14 protein-coding genes are annotated in these 15,633 nt (G+C 40.0%); 9 read left to right on the top strand and 5 right to left on the bottom strand.

The window, feature by feature from the left end; translation table 11 throughout:
- The first annotated feature begins 217 nt into the window (after nt 1-217).
- Nucleotides 218-1,369 (top strand): glycosyl hydrolase family 8, encoded by a 1,152-nt coding sequence (locus tag bhn_RS09365; RefSeq protein ID WP_071176451.1) that lies wholly within the window; start codon nt 218-220, stop codon nt 1,367-1,369.
- 166 nt (nt 1,370-1,535) lie between these two features.
- On the opposite strand, the gene bhn_RS09360 is transcribed toward bhn_RS09365, so the two are convergent.
- Complete coding sequence (locus bhn_RS09360) at nt 1,536-3,200, bottom strand: methyl-accepting chemotaxis protein (RefSeq protein ID WP_083385876.1); 1,665 nt, start codon at nt 3,198-3,200, stop codon at nt 1,536-1,538.
- A 295-nt stretch (nt 3,201-3,495) separates the two neighbouring features.
- On the opposite strand from bhn_RS09360, the gene bhn_RS09355 reads away from it, so the two are divergent.
- The 3 genes from bhn_RS09355 to bhn_RS09345 all read left to right on the top strand — a co-directional run bounded on the left by bhn_RS09355 (nt 3,496) and on the right by bhn_RS09345 (nt 5,599).
- Nucleotides 3,496-4,116 carry a zinc-ribbon domain-containing protein gene (locus tag bhn_RS09355; RefSeq protein WP_071176449.1) on the top strand — a complete coding sequence of 207 codons (621 nt, stop codon included), beginning with the start codon at nt 3,496-3,498 and terminating at the stop codon, nt 4,114-4,116.
- A gap of 129 nt (nt 4,117-4,245) precedes the next feature.
- Nucleotides 4,246-4,605, top strand: a complete 360-nt coding sequence (locus bhn_RS09350) for a hypothetical protein (protein WP_071176448.1) — start codon at nt 4,246-4,248, stop codon at nt 4,603-4,605.
- Nucleotides 4,598-5,599, top strand: a complete 1,002-nt coding sequence (locus bhn_RS09345; protein ID WP_071176447.1) for an asparaginase — start codon at nt 4,598-4,600, stop codon at nt 5,597-5,599. The genes bhn_RS09350 and bhn_RS09345 overlap by 8 nt, the downstream gene beginning before the upstream one ends.
- A gap of 75 nt (nt 5,600-5,674) precedes the next feature.
- Here the strand turns inward: bhn_RS09345 and bhn_RS09340 are convergent, their stop codons facing one another.
- On the bottom strand, nt 5,675-7,189 hold the full coding sequence (locus bhn_RS09340) for an autotransporter outer membrane beta-barrel domain-containing protein (protein ID WP_071176446.1): 1,515 nt from the start codon (nt 7,187-7,189) through the stop codon (nt 5,675-5,677).
- Between the two features lie 256 nt (nt 7,190-7,445).
- Here bhn_RS09340 and bhn_RS09335 point away from each other — a divergent pair, with 256 nt between their 5' ends.
- The gene (locus bhn_RS09335; RefSeq protein ID WP_071176445.1) at nt 7,446-7,802 is read left to right on the top strand and encodes a hypothetical protein; all 357 of its coding nucleotides are present in this window, start codon (nt 7,446-7,448) and stop codon (nt 7,800-7,802) included.
- Between the two features lie 738 nt (nt 7,803-8,540).
- Here the strand turns inward: bhn_RS09335 and bhn_RS09330 are convergent.
- Nucleotides 8,541-9,869, bottom strand: coding sequence for a sensor histidine kinase (locus bhn_RS09330; RefSeq protein WP_071176444.1), 1,329 nt, complete (start codon nt 9,867-9,869; stop codon nt 8,541-8,543).
- A complete protein-coding gene (locus tag bhn_RS09325) occupies nt 9,869-10,624 on the bottom strand; it encodes a LytR/AlgR family response regulator transcription factor (protein ID WP_071176443.1) in 756 nt (251 codons plus the stop codon). The genes bhn_RS09330 and bhn_RS09325 overlap by 1 nt, the downstream gene beginning before the upstream one ends.
- A 194-nt stretch (nt 10,625-10,818) precedes the next feature.
- On the opposite strand from bhn_RS09325, the gene bhn_RS09320 reads away from it, so the two are divergent.
- Entirely contained in the window at nt 10,819-11,340 is a 522-nt protein-coding gene (locus tag bhn_RS09320; protein WP_071176442.1) for a hypothetical protein, read from the top strand.
- Between the two features lie 97 nt (nt 11,341-11,437).
- Here the strand turns inward: bhn_RS09320 and bhn_RS09315 are convergent, their stop codons facing one another.
- The gene (locus tag bhn_RS09315) at nt 11,438-11,869 is read right to left on the bottom strand and encodes a flavodoxin (protein ID WP_071176441.1); all 432 of its coding nucleotides are present in this window, start codon (nt 11,867-11,869) and stop codon (nt 11,438-11,440) included.
- 133 nt (nt 11,870-12,002) lie between these two features.
- Here bhn_RS09315 and bhn_RS09310 point away from each other — a divergent pair, with 133 nt between their 5' ends.
- Genes bhn_RS09310 through bhn_RS09300 form a run of 3 tightly spaced genes read left to right on the top strand, consistent with a single transcriptional unit; the run spans nt 12,003 to nt 15,617 of the window.
- The gene (locus tag bhn_RS09310; protein WP_071176440.1) at nt 12,003-12,554 is read left to right on the top strand and encodes a DUF3793 family protein; all 552 of its coding nucleotides are present in this window, start codon (nt 12,003-12,005) and stop codon (nt 12,552-12,554) included.
- A gap of 31 nt (nt 12,555-12,585) precedes the next feature.
- Entirely contained in the window at nt 12,586-13,284 is a 699-nt protein-coding gene (locus tag bhn_RS09305) for an ABC transporter ATP-binding protein (RefSeq protein WP_071176439.1), read from the top strand.
- A gap of 11 nt (nt 13,285-13,295) precedes the next feature.
- The gene (locus bhn_RS09300) at nt 13,296-15,617 is read left to right on the top strand and encodes an ABC transporter permease (RefSeq protein ID WP_071176438.1); all 2,322 of its coding nucleotides are present in this window, start codon (nt 13,296-13,298) and stop codon (nt 15,615-15,617) included.
- Nucleotides 15,618-15,633 lie beyond the last annotated feature (16 nt).

Below are 15,633 nucleotides of genomic sequence, written 5' to 3'. Positions count from 1 at the left end.
CTCCTTTGTCTACTTAATTATGATATGTAGTGGTTTGAATTTTGATTACAATTATATTTTACACAATATATTTAAATTGTCAACAATTAAATTTTATTATTTTTAAAATAGTGATCTGAAACCGCAAAAAGTGGCTAGAATATGGCAAATAAAGGGAAGATTATTTTTGGGTAAAATGCGAAGATAATCAAAATGATATATAGGAAGGGAAAAGAATATGGGGGCATTTGAAAGTAAGAATTATAGAAATTTCTTTAAAGAGATAGGAAAGACAGATGAAGAGATAGCTGCCAGGATAAAAGAGGCAGTTAATACCTTTTTTTATGATGAAAATGAGAGAATATACCATGAAGACAAGGATATGGGTTATCTTGTTGATACCGGTAATAATGACGCCAGAACAGAGGGAATGTCCTATGGCATGATGATGTGTGTTCAGCTTGATATGAAAGAGGAATTTGACCGCATCTGGAAATGGGCCAAGAAGTACATGTATATGGAAGAAGGCGAGAATGAAGGCTATTTTGCATGGTCATGTCAGCTTGATGGCACCAAGAATGCATATGGACCAGCTCCTGATGGAGAAGAGTTTTTTGCAATGGCTCTTTTCTTCGCTTCCCACAGATGGGGAGATGGTGAAGGCATCATGAACTATTCTAAAGAAGCCAAAGAGATACTTAAGGCTTGCATCCACAAGGGTGAAAATGGAAGAGAAGGCTGTCCAATGTGGAATCATGAAAATAAGCAGATTTTATTTGTGCCGGGAAGTCCATTTACGGATCCATCGTATCATCTGCCACATTTTTATGAATTATTTGCTCTTTGGGCTTATGAAGAGGACAGAGAATTCTTTAAGGAAGCAGCAAAAGCCAGCAGAGAGTACTTGAAGACAGCCTGCCACAAGGAAACAGGACTTAGTCCTGAATATGGTAATTTTGATGGTTCGCCTATGGATAAAGAGCTGTCTTGGGGATATTATGGGGATTTCTTTAGCGATGCCTACAGAACAGCTGCAAATATTGGGCTTGAAGCAGTGTGGTTTGGAGAGGATAAAGAGCTTTTGTCTATTCCTCTTAAGATGATGAAATTCTTTGGAACAGATCTTGAAGCTGTAAGATGCACCTACAAAGTTGACGGAACGCCTGTAGACAGACCGGTTCTTCATCCTGTGGGACTTGTAGCTACTATTGCTCAGAGCGCACTTACTGTTTCTTATAGCGATGAAAAGGATAGCGACTATGAAATAGCCAGAAGATGGGTAAACTGGTTCTGGAACCAGCCACTTAGAAAAGGCGTACGCAGATATTATGACAACTGCCTCTATATGTTTGCTCTGCTGGCACTTTCTGGAAACTATAGGGTGTGGTAAGAAAAAGCGAAAGTGGACCTTGGGGACGGGGGTAGTGGGTAAGTGGACCTGGGGGACGGGGTTAGTGGGCCATTTTTTCTTCGAAAAATGGCCCACTAACCCCGTCCCCCAGGTCCACTTACCCACTACCCCCGTCCCCAAGGTCCACTTCCGCCTACAACAGCCGTTAGGCTGTTGTAGCTCCAATCTGGAAGAACGCCATTTCTTCGTCCAGGATCTTGGCTATCTTGTTCAGGCTACTTGCCTTCTGAGATACTGTTTCCATTGTCTCTGAAAGCTCCTGCATTGAAGCTCTTGTTTCTTCTGAGCTTGCAGCATTCTCCTGAGAGATAGAAGAGAGGTTAGTGATAACATCACTGATAACTTTGCTGGCCTGATCTGATTTATCAACGTTAGTAACGATCTCACCTGTAAGAGCAATAGATCTGTTGATGTCTTCAATAAGTGCATCAACCTGCTCAATTGTTCTGTGAATAGTACTGCGCTGATTACTGATGATCTCCTGAACACTTCCAGCTTCTTCCATAGTCTTATTAGAATCAGCAGCAAGTCCCTTCATAGATTCCTGAATATTTCTAGCAGCTTCTGCAGACTGATCTGCCAGCTGACGGATCTCTTCAGCTACTACAGCAAAGCCTTTTCCTGCTTCACCAGCTCTTGCAGCTTCGATACTAGCATTGAGAGAAAGCAGATTGGTCTGGGCAGCGATAGCATCGATGATAGTAACAGCTTCAGAAATGGTTGTTACAGCAGTATTGGTATTACCAATAAGTTCAACGATTCCATCGATGGCTTCAATACTTTCTCTTGTGGATTTTCTAAGTTCACCCAGCTTTTCCTGACTGGCTACAGAATTCTGCTGCATTGAATCAGCAAGTCCCTGCATTTCCTTTGTATTAGCTGTGATAAGCTCGATCGCATCATTGATATCACTTACGCTACCTACAGCATCCTGTAAGGATTCAGCCTGGCTAGAAGCTCCTGTAGCAACCTGAGCTACAGCAACAGTTACATGCTCTGCAGTTTCAGATATTGTATTAACGGTATCGCTAAGATATCCAGCTGAATCATCAACTTCATCAGAAGATGTTCTGGCATTTCCGATAACGCTTCTTATCTTTTCAGCCATATCAAAGAGGGCACTGGACATTTCACCAAGCTCATCTTTTCTATTCTTAACCTTATCACTTAAATGAATCTCAAGATTACCTGTAGACATCTGGCGTACAGCCTGTACATTTTCATCAATAGCCTTGATGATCTGAAGTACGTAGATTACTGTAGCGATAGTAAAGGCAATGATAATGAGACCAGCAACAGTGATCATGGTCTTTATCCTGTCATTAATGTAAGTTGAAATGTTGATCTTCTTAAGTCCTACAAAAGCCATACCATAAACGTCACCAGTTTCATTGTCAATCAGTGGCTCATAAGCTACATAGTATTTTTCACCATTGATCACAACGTTTTGAGCTTGATAGGACTGCTTTCCTTTAAGAACAGAAGCAATTACAGCATCTCCTGCCTTAGTACCTACTACGCCTGAGATACTTGATCTTTCTCTGGTATCACCCTTAAAGAAGGTATAGTCATAACCTGTCTGATCACTCAAGTTCTTTTCAAGATTATCTAAGTTTTCTGTGGAATATTGAAGTACCATGGCATAAGATTGGCATGCAGCCTTAACACCTGTTTCGACCTCGGTTTCCATGCCACGGCGAAGATTGATGACGCCAATAAGAGTAGCAATAGAACCTACAAGAATAAGAGCCAGCATTACAAGTCCGCTCATTATTACACGCAACGAGGTTATTCTACTTTTTTCCTCCATATGTTACCTCCATGAAAAATGGGTTGATAAGTGCGACTTGTGTAATGAAAAATTATGCAAAATAAAACGAAAAACTCTCAATAAATATACTAACATACCGACAAAATGGCCTGAAATTAAAATTGTATAAATAAAGAGTGAATATAAAATAATGTTTCAATATATGGTATTGCTGCGTTCATTCGCATGCAGATACTGTGTTTTTGCTTGAAAAAATATTTTATTTCCGTTATGATAAACATGTTGCGATTAGCGTAACAAAAGGAAACTTATAAATAGGAAAGAGAGAAAAATTATGAATTGTAACACATGTGGAGCACAGATTCCAGAAGGATCACAGGTTTGTCCAAACTGCGGTAATCCAGTAACACCAGTAGTTAATGCAACACCAGTTCAGCAGACACCTGTAAACAACGGTCAGCCTATGGGAGCACCAGTTGATGGTTCAGCATTTAACTACGTTCCTCAGCAGGAGCCACTTGGAATGAAGTGGGCTAACTTCCTCGGATACTTCGTTCTTTGGGTTGGAGCACTTATAAATCTTGTTTCTGGTATAGCATTTTTAACAGGTTCAGTTTATAGCACTGTAGGGGTTTCAGCAGAGGATGTATATTCATACTTTAGCGCGCTTAAGCCAATTGATACTATCGCAGGTGTTCTTACACTTGGTACTGCAGTTGTTGGTGTAATGGCAGCTATTTCTATCATCAAGCGCAAAGCTAATGCAGGTAAGCTTGTTTGTGCACTTTATGCTTTGAACTTTGCTTTATCACTTATCTATGCATTACTTGTTACTGTAATGACATCAATTCCAGGATTTACATCAAGCACAATAATCCAGCTGTTAGTTTCAGTTGTTATGTTCTTTGTAAACCGTTATTACTTCAATAACCGTGCAAATGTATTTGTAAACTAAGTTCTGATCATTAGATAAGATTTGAAAAAGGATGCCCTTTGTGGCATTCTTTTTTTATACAATAGGGAATCTGTGTTAGCAGCAAAGCTGACATGGCTGATCGAATACAGTCAAAGAGGTAATTACCGGATGTATAAACTTATATTTGTTGATGTAGATAAGGCTCCAGACGATATTTTGATGATGCAGCTTGGAATGTTAAAAGAGAGAAATAAAGCTAGGGTTATCGGGGTAAGGAGCGTAGAAGCGGTGGCAGCACCTTCTTTAGGAAATATCTTTGATGAGTTTTTGACTTGCAATGAGGGAGCATCTTTTACTACAATACAGAAGTATTGCGAAGACTTTAAGGTCTCAGTAAATGAAGCATTAGTCATTGGCGATTATTCACCAGATAGTAATATTTCAGGATATAAAGTGCAGAGACCGTCAGATATGGCGGCATCTTATAAAAAAGCTATGGAACTTTTAAGGGGATATAAACGTGAGTAAAAAGATCTTGATAATAAATACAGGCGGCACATTGTCAGCAGTCATGAAGAGTAATGGTCTGATCCCAGGCTTATCCATTTATGACATGCAAAAAGAACTACAGATGGTATCAGGTGATACTGACATCGAGATAGAAGATTTCTGTAGCCTTGATAGTGCCAATATTTTCCCAGAGGACTGGTGCAAACTTGCAGAGCGTATCAGCGAATGCAGAAATGATTACGACGGAATAGTTGTGATCCATGGAACAGATACACTTGCATATACTTCATCAATGCTATCATTTATGCTCAGAAACATTGGTATACCGGTAGTGATCACAGGCTCTCAGCTATCTATCACTGATCCTATTGCCGATGCAATGGAGAACTGCAGATGTGCAATCCATATGGCAGCAAGCCAGATCCCAGGCGTATTTGTGGCATTTAATCGTAAAGTAATGCTGGGCTGCAGAGCTTCAAAAGTAAGATCCCTTAGCTTTGATGCCTTTGAAAGTATCAATTATCCGAACATTGCTACTATCAGTTCCCTTGGTATGACAATAGATGAGAAAGCAGTTCCAGAAAGAAGCGGAATCTTCAAGCTTTCCAATACTTTTTCTGATAAAGTCTGCATGATCAAGATGTTCCCAGGTATTCACAGGAGCTTCCTTGAAAGTATTGCTGATCAGGGCTACAAAGGTCTTTATATTGAGGCCTATGGAATTGGCGGTATGCCATTTGTTAAGCACGACTTCATCGGAACCCTTGATAAGCTAATTAAGGGCGGTATGACAGTAGTTGTGGGAACCCAGTGCAGATACGAAGGCTCCAAGATGGATGTCTATGAAACTGGTAAAAGAACTCTCGAGATCGGAGCATTAGAAGCTCACGATATGACAAGTGAAGCAGCTCTTACCAAACTCATGTGGATCCTTGGCATGACAGATAACAGCTCAGAGATCAGGGATTACTATTCAATAAATATGGCAGGCGAAATGACTGTCAGAAAATGAGCCCTAGGGAGGTCGGTTAGGGCTCACAAAAGGGGGTCGGTACTTACAGTACCGACCCCTTTTGTGTTATATATTTTAGTTCATTGCTACGCCGTTTACGTAGAGAGTATATCCGTTAGATACAACATTTGAGATATTTCCATCAAATGATGTGATGTATGTATCAGCTGTAAGAGTCCATGTGCTTGTGCTATCAAGAGTTACGTTGACTTCTCCAATCTCAGTTGAAACAGTGTCACCTTTGGCATTAGTGATTTTTCCACTTATTGTTCCTGTAAAGCTTGATCCCTTAGTGAGATTAAGTGTAAGAGTAGAATTATCGCCTACAAGGATTGTTCCTTCAAGTGTCTGATCTACTGCATTTAATGTTGCGATGTTATCAGCACCATTCCAACCATCGTCACATACTGAAAGAAGAATATTGTCAGAGTCTTTATTTGTGATCTTTACGTTTTCAAGGTTGAGAACAGCATTAGTGTTAGTTACATGGAATACATGACCATTTTTGCTTGTAAGTGAGCCGCCTGTCATATCAAAGGTTGATGTACCGCTGTCGGCGTCACCTGACATTGACTGGTAGATCATGATAGAGTCTAGGAAAGTAGCATTTCCGTTCATCTGAGTATTGTTTGCAGTCATGTCGCAGTCTGTGAGTGTGATAGAGTTCATACCTTCAATACAAACTGCTTCTGAGAGGTTTGAAACTAGTGTTGCATTTGAAACAGTAATGTCTGCAGTTGAATAGATAGAAGGAGAGCCAAGACCGTTAGTAGTATAGGTTCCTCCATCTACAGTGACTGTTCCGCCTCCTCTGTCAGTTCTAATGGCAGCAGATGACTGACCGCTTGTAGTAACTGTAAGATTTTTGGCATTTGTAACACCGCCGCCTGTTGTCATGATTCCGCCTGAACCATCACCAGTTGTGGTGATCGCTGTATCAGATATGTTAACTGTTGTTCCATCACCGGTAGCCCCGTTTTGACCACCGTTACCACCATAGGAAAAGACACCGTTTGCTCCGTCAGCGTCAGATGTGATAGTGCCACCTGTGATAGTGGTTGTTGAGCCATCTTTTACCAGAACAGCTGCATTAAGACCATAGAAGTTGCAGTTATCACCGCCGTCTGAGTCGCCAGTCTTAGTAACAGTAGCATCTGTGATAGTAACGTCTTCAGAAGTTTCTATTAAAAGAGCTGATTCGTCAGCTGTGGTGCTTGAATAAGTTTTTCCTATCTGAGAGTCACTGCTTGTAATCTCTACAGCACCTGAATAATCTATATCAGCACTACTCATTCCGCCTCCACCAAAACCGCCTCCAGGTGCACCATCTGGGGCTTCTCCGTCAGGCTTTTCTGGGGCACCATCAGGCCTTTCTCCATTTGGAGCTTCTCCGTCAGGCTTTTCAGGAGCATCCTCAGGAGCTTCGCCTTCAGGCACCTCATTTATTTCCTTGCTACTTATATCTTCTGTAGAAATAGTAGTATCTGTTGTTGACTGCGTAGCAGCCTGTTGAACACAGCCTGTAACAGTTGCACACATAACCATAAGTCCTACATATGGGATTAACTTTTTTACTTCTGTTTTTTTCATAGTTTTTCTCCTTAAAAATGAATTGTTTGCTATGAGTGCATTATGAATGGCCAACCTAAATTCAACTTAAAAGTATAATAAAATGTATATAAACAGCTTTTGGGTATAGTTTTGCGTTTTATCGCTTATATTTTGCGCACAAAACGGTATATATTGACTTTAATTTGCATGGTTATGTATTATGTTATAGTTGTTTCTCATCTATACTTTTTATTGAGGGGAAAACTTATATTTACAGATATGGAGGTACTGTGAGATGACAAAAAGAAATATTGGTTGGGCACTTGTATGTATTGGTTTATTTATGCTTTTCAAGATGATGAGAATATCATCATTCGGATTCTACAGCATAGGCAGAGTTAATACAGCAGCTATAGTTCTGGTGCTTCTTATTCTTTCTGCCATTGCAGTTGTAGTAAAGAAAAATAAATTCACAATCGGATGCCTTATCGCATCATTAGTTGTTTTTGTTCTTGCACTAATGCTTGGCACCGAAATTTACTTTAGTTATGTTTCACTCATCGATGTACTTTTAGTATTTGTTCCAATCGTTCTTGGAGCAGGACTCATCATCAAAAGTGCACTTGAAAAAGTTGGACACAAAAAAGACTGAGTGAGAAAAAGTGAGCCCTAGGTCGGTTGGGGCTCACTTTTTTAGTGGTAGGGAACATGCTATGGGGTGCCCGACCGCAGACCCACAGGCAGCTACCCTACAGTATATTTTTTCTCTTCCTTCGAATTTTGTAGTTCATGGCATTTATTTTTCTTTTGAAATTCTTTGAAACAAACTCGTCTTTGAAGCAAATTTTTGTCTGTAAAGTTTTGGGTTTGAACGATTGTCAAGAAAACGCCATTTTCTTATGCTCATAAGCAGTTTTTGACACGCATGCGGTTTGCGTTGTTTGAAGCAGGGCGTAAAGAATTTATGATAAGTGGTCACGCCCGCTTTTGGCGGGCTTTGTAAACAGGAATAAGAGGTGACTCTGCAAGCTAGCTTGCGAGATCACCTCTTTTCCTGTTATTGGAGAGTAGCTCCTATGACCACTTATTATAAATTCCGCCCTGCAAGTCTGTAGCAAGAGCATGCGTATTAAACAAAAACTGCATGAGCATATAGAAAAGTATCGTTTTCTTGATGAGGGCAAAACAAAACTTTACAGCAAAAATGGCATCAAAGACTCAGACAGTGTTTCAAAAACAGAATTTCAAAAGAAAAATAAAAGCTCATGAAATAAGCAAAATTCTCAGAGATTCGAAAATAATATACTGTAGGATAGCTGCCTGTGGGTCTGCGGTCGGGCACCCCATAGCATGCTCCCTATCACAGTAAAATGAGTCACAACCGACCTCCCTAGGGCTCATTTTTGTCTACAAGCATGATATTTGAATAGAAGACTTTGTCGTCATGAGTGAATGATGCTGAGCCGCCGTGCTGTTCTGAGGTGGCTGTAACGGAGATAAGGCCGATGCCGTTTCCTCCCTTGTGGGTGGAGAGGTAGCGGCCATTTTTTTGTCTTGTTTTTCCGTTAAAAGAGTTTGAGACAGCGATGTAGATCTCTTGTCCCTGCTCTTTGGAGATTACGAGGTGAATAAAGCGTTTAGATTCTGGAAGCTCTGAGCAGGCAATAATGGCATTTTCTAAAATGTTTCCAACTATGGAGCAAAGGGAAATGCTGTCCATATGGAGCTTACCTGGAAGTGATACCTCAATATCAGTTTTTATATTGTCTTTTAAGGCTCTTTGATAGTAGTGATTTAAAAGGGCGTTAAGTGCATTATCCTGGCAGAAGGATTGAGTGTTCTTTTGAGGAACAATGTTGATATAACGGCTTAAGTAATCATCTAAAGTGTTATAATCCTTGGCAGAAGAGAGCTCTTTTAACGTATATATAGTCTGCCTAAAGTCATGACGAACCTTGGCATCTTCATTTAAGTACTGCTGAAGAGACTCGTACTGCTTTTCCTGCATCTCTAAGATGTGGTTTCTATCATCGAGTTCAGCCTTCTTGATGATGGCGCTTACCATGAAGTAAAAGACAATACAAAGGAATATTAGCAGTATAAACATAATGGACATAACGGCAATATAAGCTGCTCCAACCATATTGGTATGAAGAGTAGAGTACTTACGGACTACCATGACCTGATTGAAGATGAAAAATAGTGTAGATACAATTCCAGCGGACCACCATACATCATGTTGCTGCAGGTGATCTATAAGGTAGCCTCCAAATTTGGCAGCAGGATAAGCGGCTAAGCTACAGAATAATAGCACAAGAGTAATCTCAAAGATACTGGCTGTGAAGCTAAAATCAGCGAGATTTCCGTCTGGATGAAGGAAAGCATCAAACACTATAGAGAAGTTACTGATGGAAGTGGTAAATGCACATACCAAAAGGAAAATAGAAAAGGACTGTGATATGTGCACGTTCATTGCAAAGTGATATCCACAAAAGATTATTATAAACGCTGGAAGATATAAAAAGCTCCAATCCCTTGAAATGTACAAAGCAAAGAATGAGAGAGCTACAGCAGTACATGTGATCAGGATAGAAAGCCTTATAACAGCGTGAGACCACCTTTCTCTAAGGTGATTGTGAGCTGGTGCAAGGCACAAAAGAGTTGTTGGCAAAAAGAGCATAAAGTTGATAAAAGGTAGAAGAAAGTCCTTTAGTCCCATTACTTTGCTCCTCCCATAGTTCCTTTACTATGTAATTTGGCAAACACATAGTTCTGCCTGATCTGGTTCAAGGTCTTTTGTTCCCTTACATTTACAGGAAGCATGTGTCCGCCTTTTAGTTCGCAGGTTGTCTTGCCCCAATTTGTGATGTGGTCCATGTTGATCATAATACCGCGGTTTATCTGCAAAAATCTGCTGTCGGCCTTTAAAAGCTCGCAGATATCAGAAAAGGTCATGCGAGTACGATATCCGTTTTGTAATCTGTCTGTTAGCTGAATGTAGTTCTTTTGACTCTGAGCATATACAATGTCAGAAAAAGCAATGTCGATATTTTCGCCATCTACTACAATAGAGATCTTTTTGCCCTCTGCTGAGCGAAGAGAGATGACTTCATCAAGAACCTTGCAAACGGAAAACTTCAAAGCCTCGTCATCAGGCGATTTGATGAGATACTGAAAAGCGTGTACACCAAAGGCATCAAAGGTATGATCAAGGCTTGTAGTAAGGAAAACGATGAGAGTATCGCTATCCATTTCGCGTATCTTTTTGGAAGCTTCTATACCAGACATCTGATCCATGTAGATATCCATGAATATCAACGTATATTTAAGTGGCCTGTAGTCAGCTAGGAACTCTTCAGCGCTGTTAAAAGAGCTGATCTTAACAGAATGGTGGTTTTCTTCCATGTATTTTTCAATCATTGTGGTCAAACGATCTATTTCCAAAGAAATATCATCAACAATAGCAATATTCATACGTTAATTCCCTTTTTAATGTCTTTTCGTACAGCTTTTTTAATAATATCATCTTGCAAACGATATTCAAGAAATAATGATATCATTCATCCCATAATTTTAGACATTCATCCCTAATTCATTGAAAAAACAATTTAGTGCAATAAAATGTATCGAGGCGAAAAGAGATTAGAAAAAGTATAGGGAGATACTTTATGAGTATGAAAAAGAATTGGGAAATGTTATGCAGATTTGTGTTACTAGCTGGAGTTATAGCTTTTTTGTTTAAGGATACAAGCTTTTTGACTTACGCAACTTCAGATGGGAAAAAGACCTTGGATAAATTTCCATCAGTTACACAGACTTACTTTTATGCAACAGGGGGAGCAGATACCATAAATCTTATGGCACTTTTGCCTGAAGATTGCGAGCTTACAAGCTATGCACTTAGTTATGTAGGGGATGTGACATTCCATTCAGCACCCACTGTCATAGATGACAAACTCTTATATACAGTAGATGCTGGGCCAAAAGACATGACTGGAACAATAACTGTTACAGCAATGACAGATAATTACACGGATATTCCCATTACAGTTAATCTAAAACTTTCAGATAAAAAACAGGTTGAACCAGGGTATTATATCGATACCGCATGGATAGCTAATATTTCAAGAATATTCATAGTCTTGGGAATCTTGGGACTTGCTGTTTGTAGAAGACGTTACATGAAGTAACAAAAAAGTGAGCCCCAGGGACGGAGGTTAGGGCTCACTTTTGTAAAAATGAGCCCTAACCGACCTCCCTGGGGCTCACTTTCCTGTTTAGTTTGACTTAAGCCTGGGCAAGCATTCTGCCTAGATCTTCACACTCGGAGATTGCAGCATCATCTGGGGCGTTGTTGGCAATGACGCCTTCGCCACCGATGATAGTAGCGCCAGCTGATTTGAGGCGGTCTACCCAGTCGCGCATCCACTGGCCATCGCCCCAGCCGTAAGAACCAAAGAGGGCAATCTTCTTACCGCTGCATACATTTTCGTATTGCGCCATGAATGGCTCTACAGTTCCTTCTTCAAGAACTTCTGCGCCCATAGCTGGGCATCCAAAAGCAATTACAGAATCCTTAGAAGCCTCAGATGGGCTAAGTGCATCAAAGGTAGTTACTTCAGCTTCACCGCCAGCACTTGTGATTCCGTTTGCAACGGCATCAGCCATTGCCTGTGTATTTCCACTTCCACTCCAAAAAACAACTTTAACTTTATTCATACTGTTTCATCCTTTCTGAGCAACAAATAAATAGTAGTGCTCTTGAAAAAGAAGTTAGCATATGCTAACATTCAAATCAAGGAATTTAAATGACAATAATTATCACAAAAAACTAAAACACCGGAGGACAGCAATGGGGGACCAACTAGTTGTTAGCCTATGCTCACCAACCCTGGCAGGGCTCAAGACAGGAAATCTATTCAACGTGGATATGGATGACAGACAAAAGTTCATCCAGGAGGTAAGGGAATTTAATCAAAGACTATGCAAAAAAGGTCTTAGAATGATTCCGGTAAAGTATACCAAGGACCATGCTCTTATTTATCTCTACAGACCATCATTTCTAAAAAGGGATTTTGCCAATGAAGAGGTTTGCCAGATTCTTAAGGAGAAAGGTTATTCTTGTACCAACGCTGACCTTTGCGTTGCAGAGCTTGCAAGACACCTTAATGAGGACCAGGATTTTCCTCATGAGATAGGTCTTTTCCTGGGATATCCGGTAAAAGACGTAAAGGGATTCATGAACAGTTCCGCAGAAGGCGTCATGTATACAGGCTTCTGGAAAGTTTATGGTGATAAAGAGTCAGCTCTTAAGACCTTTGACAGATACAAAAAGTGCACGGAGATATACAGCGATGCTCATAGAAAGGGGGCTACTTTGGAAGAGCTTGCTGTTGTGTGCTGATCTTATGAGCAGATAGGAGGAGAAAAAATCTATGCAACTTGAACTTCAAAACATCAAAAAATCATATGGAGAAGGTGGAAGCCGAATAGAAGTACTAAAGGATATAAGCCTTGGAATCGAGCAGGGGGAATTTGTAGTACTTCTTGGACCATCTGGTTCTGGTAAATCCACACTCCTTAATATCATTGGAGGAATCGATAACGCTGATTCCGGCAAGATAGTAATACGAGGTAAGAGCATGGCGGATATGGATGAAAAGGCTCTTACGTCCTACAGAAGAGAACACCTGGGATACATCTTTCAGATGTACAATCTGATCCCAAATCTTACTGTCAGAGAAAATATCGAGGTGGGAGCATATCTTTCCCACAATCCACTTAATATCGATGAGATTATAGAAATTCTGGGACTCAAAGAGCACCAGAATAAGCTTCCTAGCCAGTTATCTGGCGGACAGCAGCAAAGATGCGCCATAGGAAGAGCTATAGTAAAAAATCCTGATATCCTCTTATGCGACGAACCAACAGGAGCCCTTGATTATAATACGTCAAAAGAAATCCTGGCCCTTATCGAACAGGTCAATCAAAAGTATGGAAATACAGTCATCATGGTTACTCACAACGATGCCATCAAGAATATGGCTGACTTTGTGGTGAAGCTAAGAGACGGCGTCATTAGAAAGAGCTACAGAAATGAAAATAAGATGACAGCTGAAGAACTTGACTGGTAAAGGAGCATTTTATGAAGAATCCATTAAATAAAAGGCTCCTTAGAGAGCTTAGAAGCGATGTTGGAAAATACATAGTCATCTTCATATTGCTGGTACTTTCAATCGGTTTTGTATCAGGCTTCTTGGTTGCAGGTGACAGTATGATAACTGCATATAACGAAAGCTTTGATAAGTACAACGTAGAGGATGGTAATTTTAGGGCAGAAGATAAACTCACAGATACTGAAAAAGACTGGATAGAAAAAGAAAACGTTACTGTCTATGAGAATTTCTATGTGGAAAAGAACTTTGATAATGAGACAAAGCTTAGGATCTTTGCAAACAGAGAAGAAATAGATAAGGTCTGTGTTATGGAGGGCCGTCTTCCTGAGAAACCGCAGGAAATAGCAATAGACAGAATGTATGCAGATAATAATGACTTAAAGGTTGGAGACAGTCTTGTATCTGAGGGCAAGAACTATAGCATCGTAGGACTTGTGGCACTATCTGACTACAGTGCACTTTTTTATAGTAACAACGATATGATGTTTGATTCATCAGCCTTTGGAGTAGCAATAGTCTCTAAGGATCAGTTTAATACTTATAACGAAGATGATGTTGAGTACAATTACGGTTGGATCTATGATGTTAGACCTACTACAGAAGAAAAGGAAAAAGAAGTATCCGATGATCTCATGGAGCACATGGCCAAGAAAGTTACTTTGGAGAATTTCATTCCAAGATATCTTGATCAGGCTATCACCTTTACTGGTGAGGACCTTGGAAGTGATAAGGCCATGATGGAAGTTCTTTTGTACATCATTATTATCATTGTAGCTTTCGTATTTGGTATCACAATAAATAATACGATCCACAAAGAAGCAACTGTAATTGGAACTCTACGAGCTTCAGGATATACCATTAATGAGCTCATAAGGCACTATATGGCTATGCCACTAGTTGTTACTATAATCGCATCCATTATAGGTAATATCCTTGGATATACGTTTTTTAAGGACGTTTGTGCTGCAATGTACTACGGAAGCTACTCACTTCCAACTTATGTGACATTGTGGAATGCTGAGGCTTTTATCAGAACCACAATAATCCCAATGGTCATAATGCTGGTGATCACATATTTTATCCTTAGGAAAAAACTTGCGCTTAGCCCATTAAAGCTCATAAAACGTGACCTTTCAGGTAAGAAGCAAAAGACAGCGGTTAGGCTAAATAAGAAGATCAGATTTTTTGATAGGTTCCGCATTCGTATTCTTATACAAAATAAGAGTAGCTACATTATCCTTTTTGCAGGTCTTTTATTTGCAAACATGCTTCTTTTCTTTGGTATGATGCTACCACCACTTCTAGTTCACTATCAGGGAATAGTGACAGAGTCCATGCTGGCTAAGCATATATATCTTTTGCAGATGCCTGCAGGAGCCATAGATTCAAATGATGAGCTTTCAGCAGCTTTTTCATATACTTTTTTACAAAGTAAGATCACAACCAATAATCCTGATGCAGAAAAGTTCTCGGCCTACAGTCTGAAAACTACAGGAGAAGGTGGAACAAGAGTTGAGGAAGTTACTCTTTATGGTATTCAGGAAGACAGCAGATATATAGATGCCAAATTCGATGAGAAGATGGTACTTATATCCTCGGCCTATGCGGATAAATACGGCCTTGGAAAGGGTGATGTCATTACCTTAAAAGAGCCATACGAAGACAGATATTATGGCTTTAAGGTTTCGGGAATCTATGATTACGACGGCGGAATCACAGTATTTATGAGTAAGAAGCATCTAAATGATGTTATGGGCTATGACGAAGAGTTCTTTTCAGGATACTTCTCAGATAGCGAGATCACTGATATAGAGGGGAAATACATTGGAACGACGGTTGATGAGGAATCTCTTACAAGAGTGTCCAGGCAGCTCATGATATCTATGGGTAATCTCATGTACATGGTGGATGGTTTCTCAGTCATCATGTTCATTGTACTTATTTACATATTATCCAAGCTCATTATAGAGAGAAACGTGCAGTCCATTTCAATGGCCAAGATCCTGGGTTACTCCAAAAAAGAGATCGCAACTCTTTACATAATCCCAACAGCATTAGTTGTTGTAGCTTCGCTCCTTATTTCATATCCAATACTATCTTACGTGATGGTTGGCATATTCAGAGTGATGCTCAAAAAGATGATGAGCGGCTGGATGGTGATCTGGCTTGATCCATCAGCTTATGTAAAGATGTTCCTGATGGGAATCATCACTTACGCAGTCGTTGCCATCATTGAGTACCGCAAGATCGGTAAGATCCCGATGAATGAAGCATTGAAGAATGTGGAGTGACGGAAAATGAGCTCCA

The sequence above is a fragment of the Butyrivibrio hungatei genome, assembly GCF_001858005.1.
GTDB classification, from domain to species: domain Bacteria; phylum Bacillota; class Clostridia; order Lachnospirales; family Lachnospiraceae; genus Butyrivibrio; species Butyrivibrio hungatei.
The sequence above is the reverse complement of the archived record's forward strand: the minus strand, read 5'-3'. Positions and strand labels throughout refer to the sequence as shown.

Bases quoted from the DNA above. Each gene is read 5' to 3' on its own strand.
- bhn_RS09365 (WP_071176451.1), top strand. From the start codon at position 218: ATGGGGGCATTTGAAAGTAAGAATTATAGAAATTTCTTTAAAGAGATA.
- bhn_RS09360 (WP_083385876.1), bottom strand. From the start codon at position 3,200: ATGGAGGAAAAAAGTAGAATAACCTCGTTGCGTGTAATAATGAGCGGA.
- bhn_RS09355 (WP_071176449.1), top strand. From the start codon at position 3,496: ATGAATTGTAACACATGTGGAGCACAGATTCCAGAAGGATCACAGGTT.
- bhn_RS09350 (WP_071176448.1), top strand. From the start codon at position 4,246: ATGTATAAACTTATATTTGTTGATGTAGATAAGGCTCCAGACGATATT.
- bhn_RS09340 (WP_071176446.1), bottom strand. From the start codon at position 7,189: ATGAAAAAAACAGAAGTAAAAAAGTTAATCCCATATGTAGGACTTATG.
- bhn_RS09335 (WP_071176445.1), top strand. From the start codon at position 7,446: ATGACAAAAAGAAATATTGGTTGGGCACTTGTATGTATTGGTTTATTT.
- bhn_RS09330 (WP_071176444.1), bottom strand. From the start codon at position 9,869: ATGGGACTAAAGGACTTTCTTCTACCTTTTATCAACTTTATGCTCTTT.
- bhn_RS09325 (WP_071176443.1), bottom strand. From the start codon at position 10,624: ATGAATATTGCTATTGTTGATGATATTTCTTTGGAAATAGATCGTTTG.
- bhn_RS09320 (WP_071176442.1), top strand. From the start codon at position 10,819: ATGAGTATGAAAAAGAATTGGGAAATGTTATGCAGATTTGTGTTACTA.
- bhn_RS09315 (WP_071176441.1), bottom strand. From the start codon at position 11,869: ATGAATAAAGTTAAAGTTGTTTTTTGGAGTGGAAGTGGAAATACACAG.
- bhn_RS09310 (WP_071176440.1), top strand. From the start codon at position 12,003: ATGGGGGACCAACTAGTTGTTAGCCTATGCTCACCAACCCTGGCAGGG.
- bhn_RS09305 (WP_071176439.1), top strand. From the start codon at position 12,586: ATGCAACTTGAACTTCAAAACATCAAAAAATCATATGGAGAAGGTGGA.
- bhn_RS09300 (WP_071176438.1), top strand. From the start codon at position 13,296: ATGAAGAATCCATTAAATAAAAGGCTCCTTAGAGAGCTTAGAAGCGAT.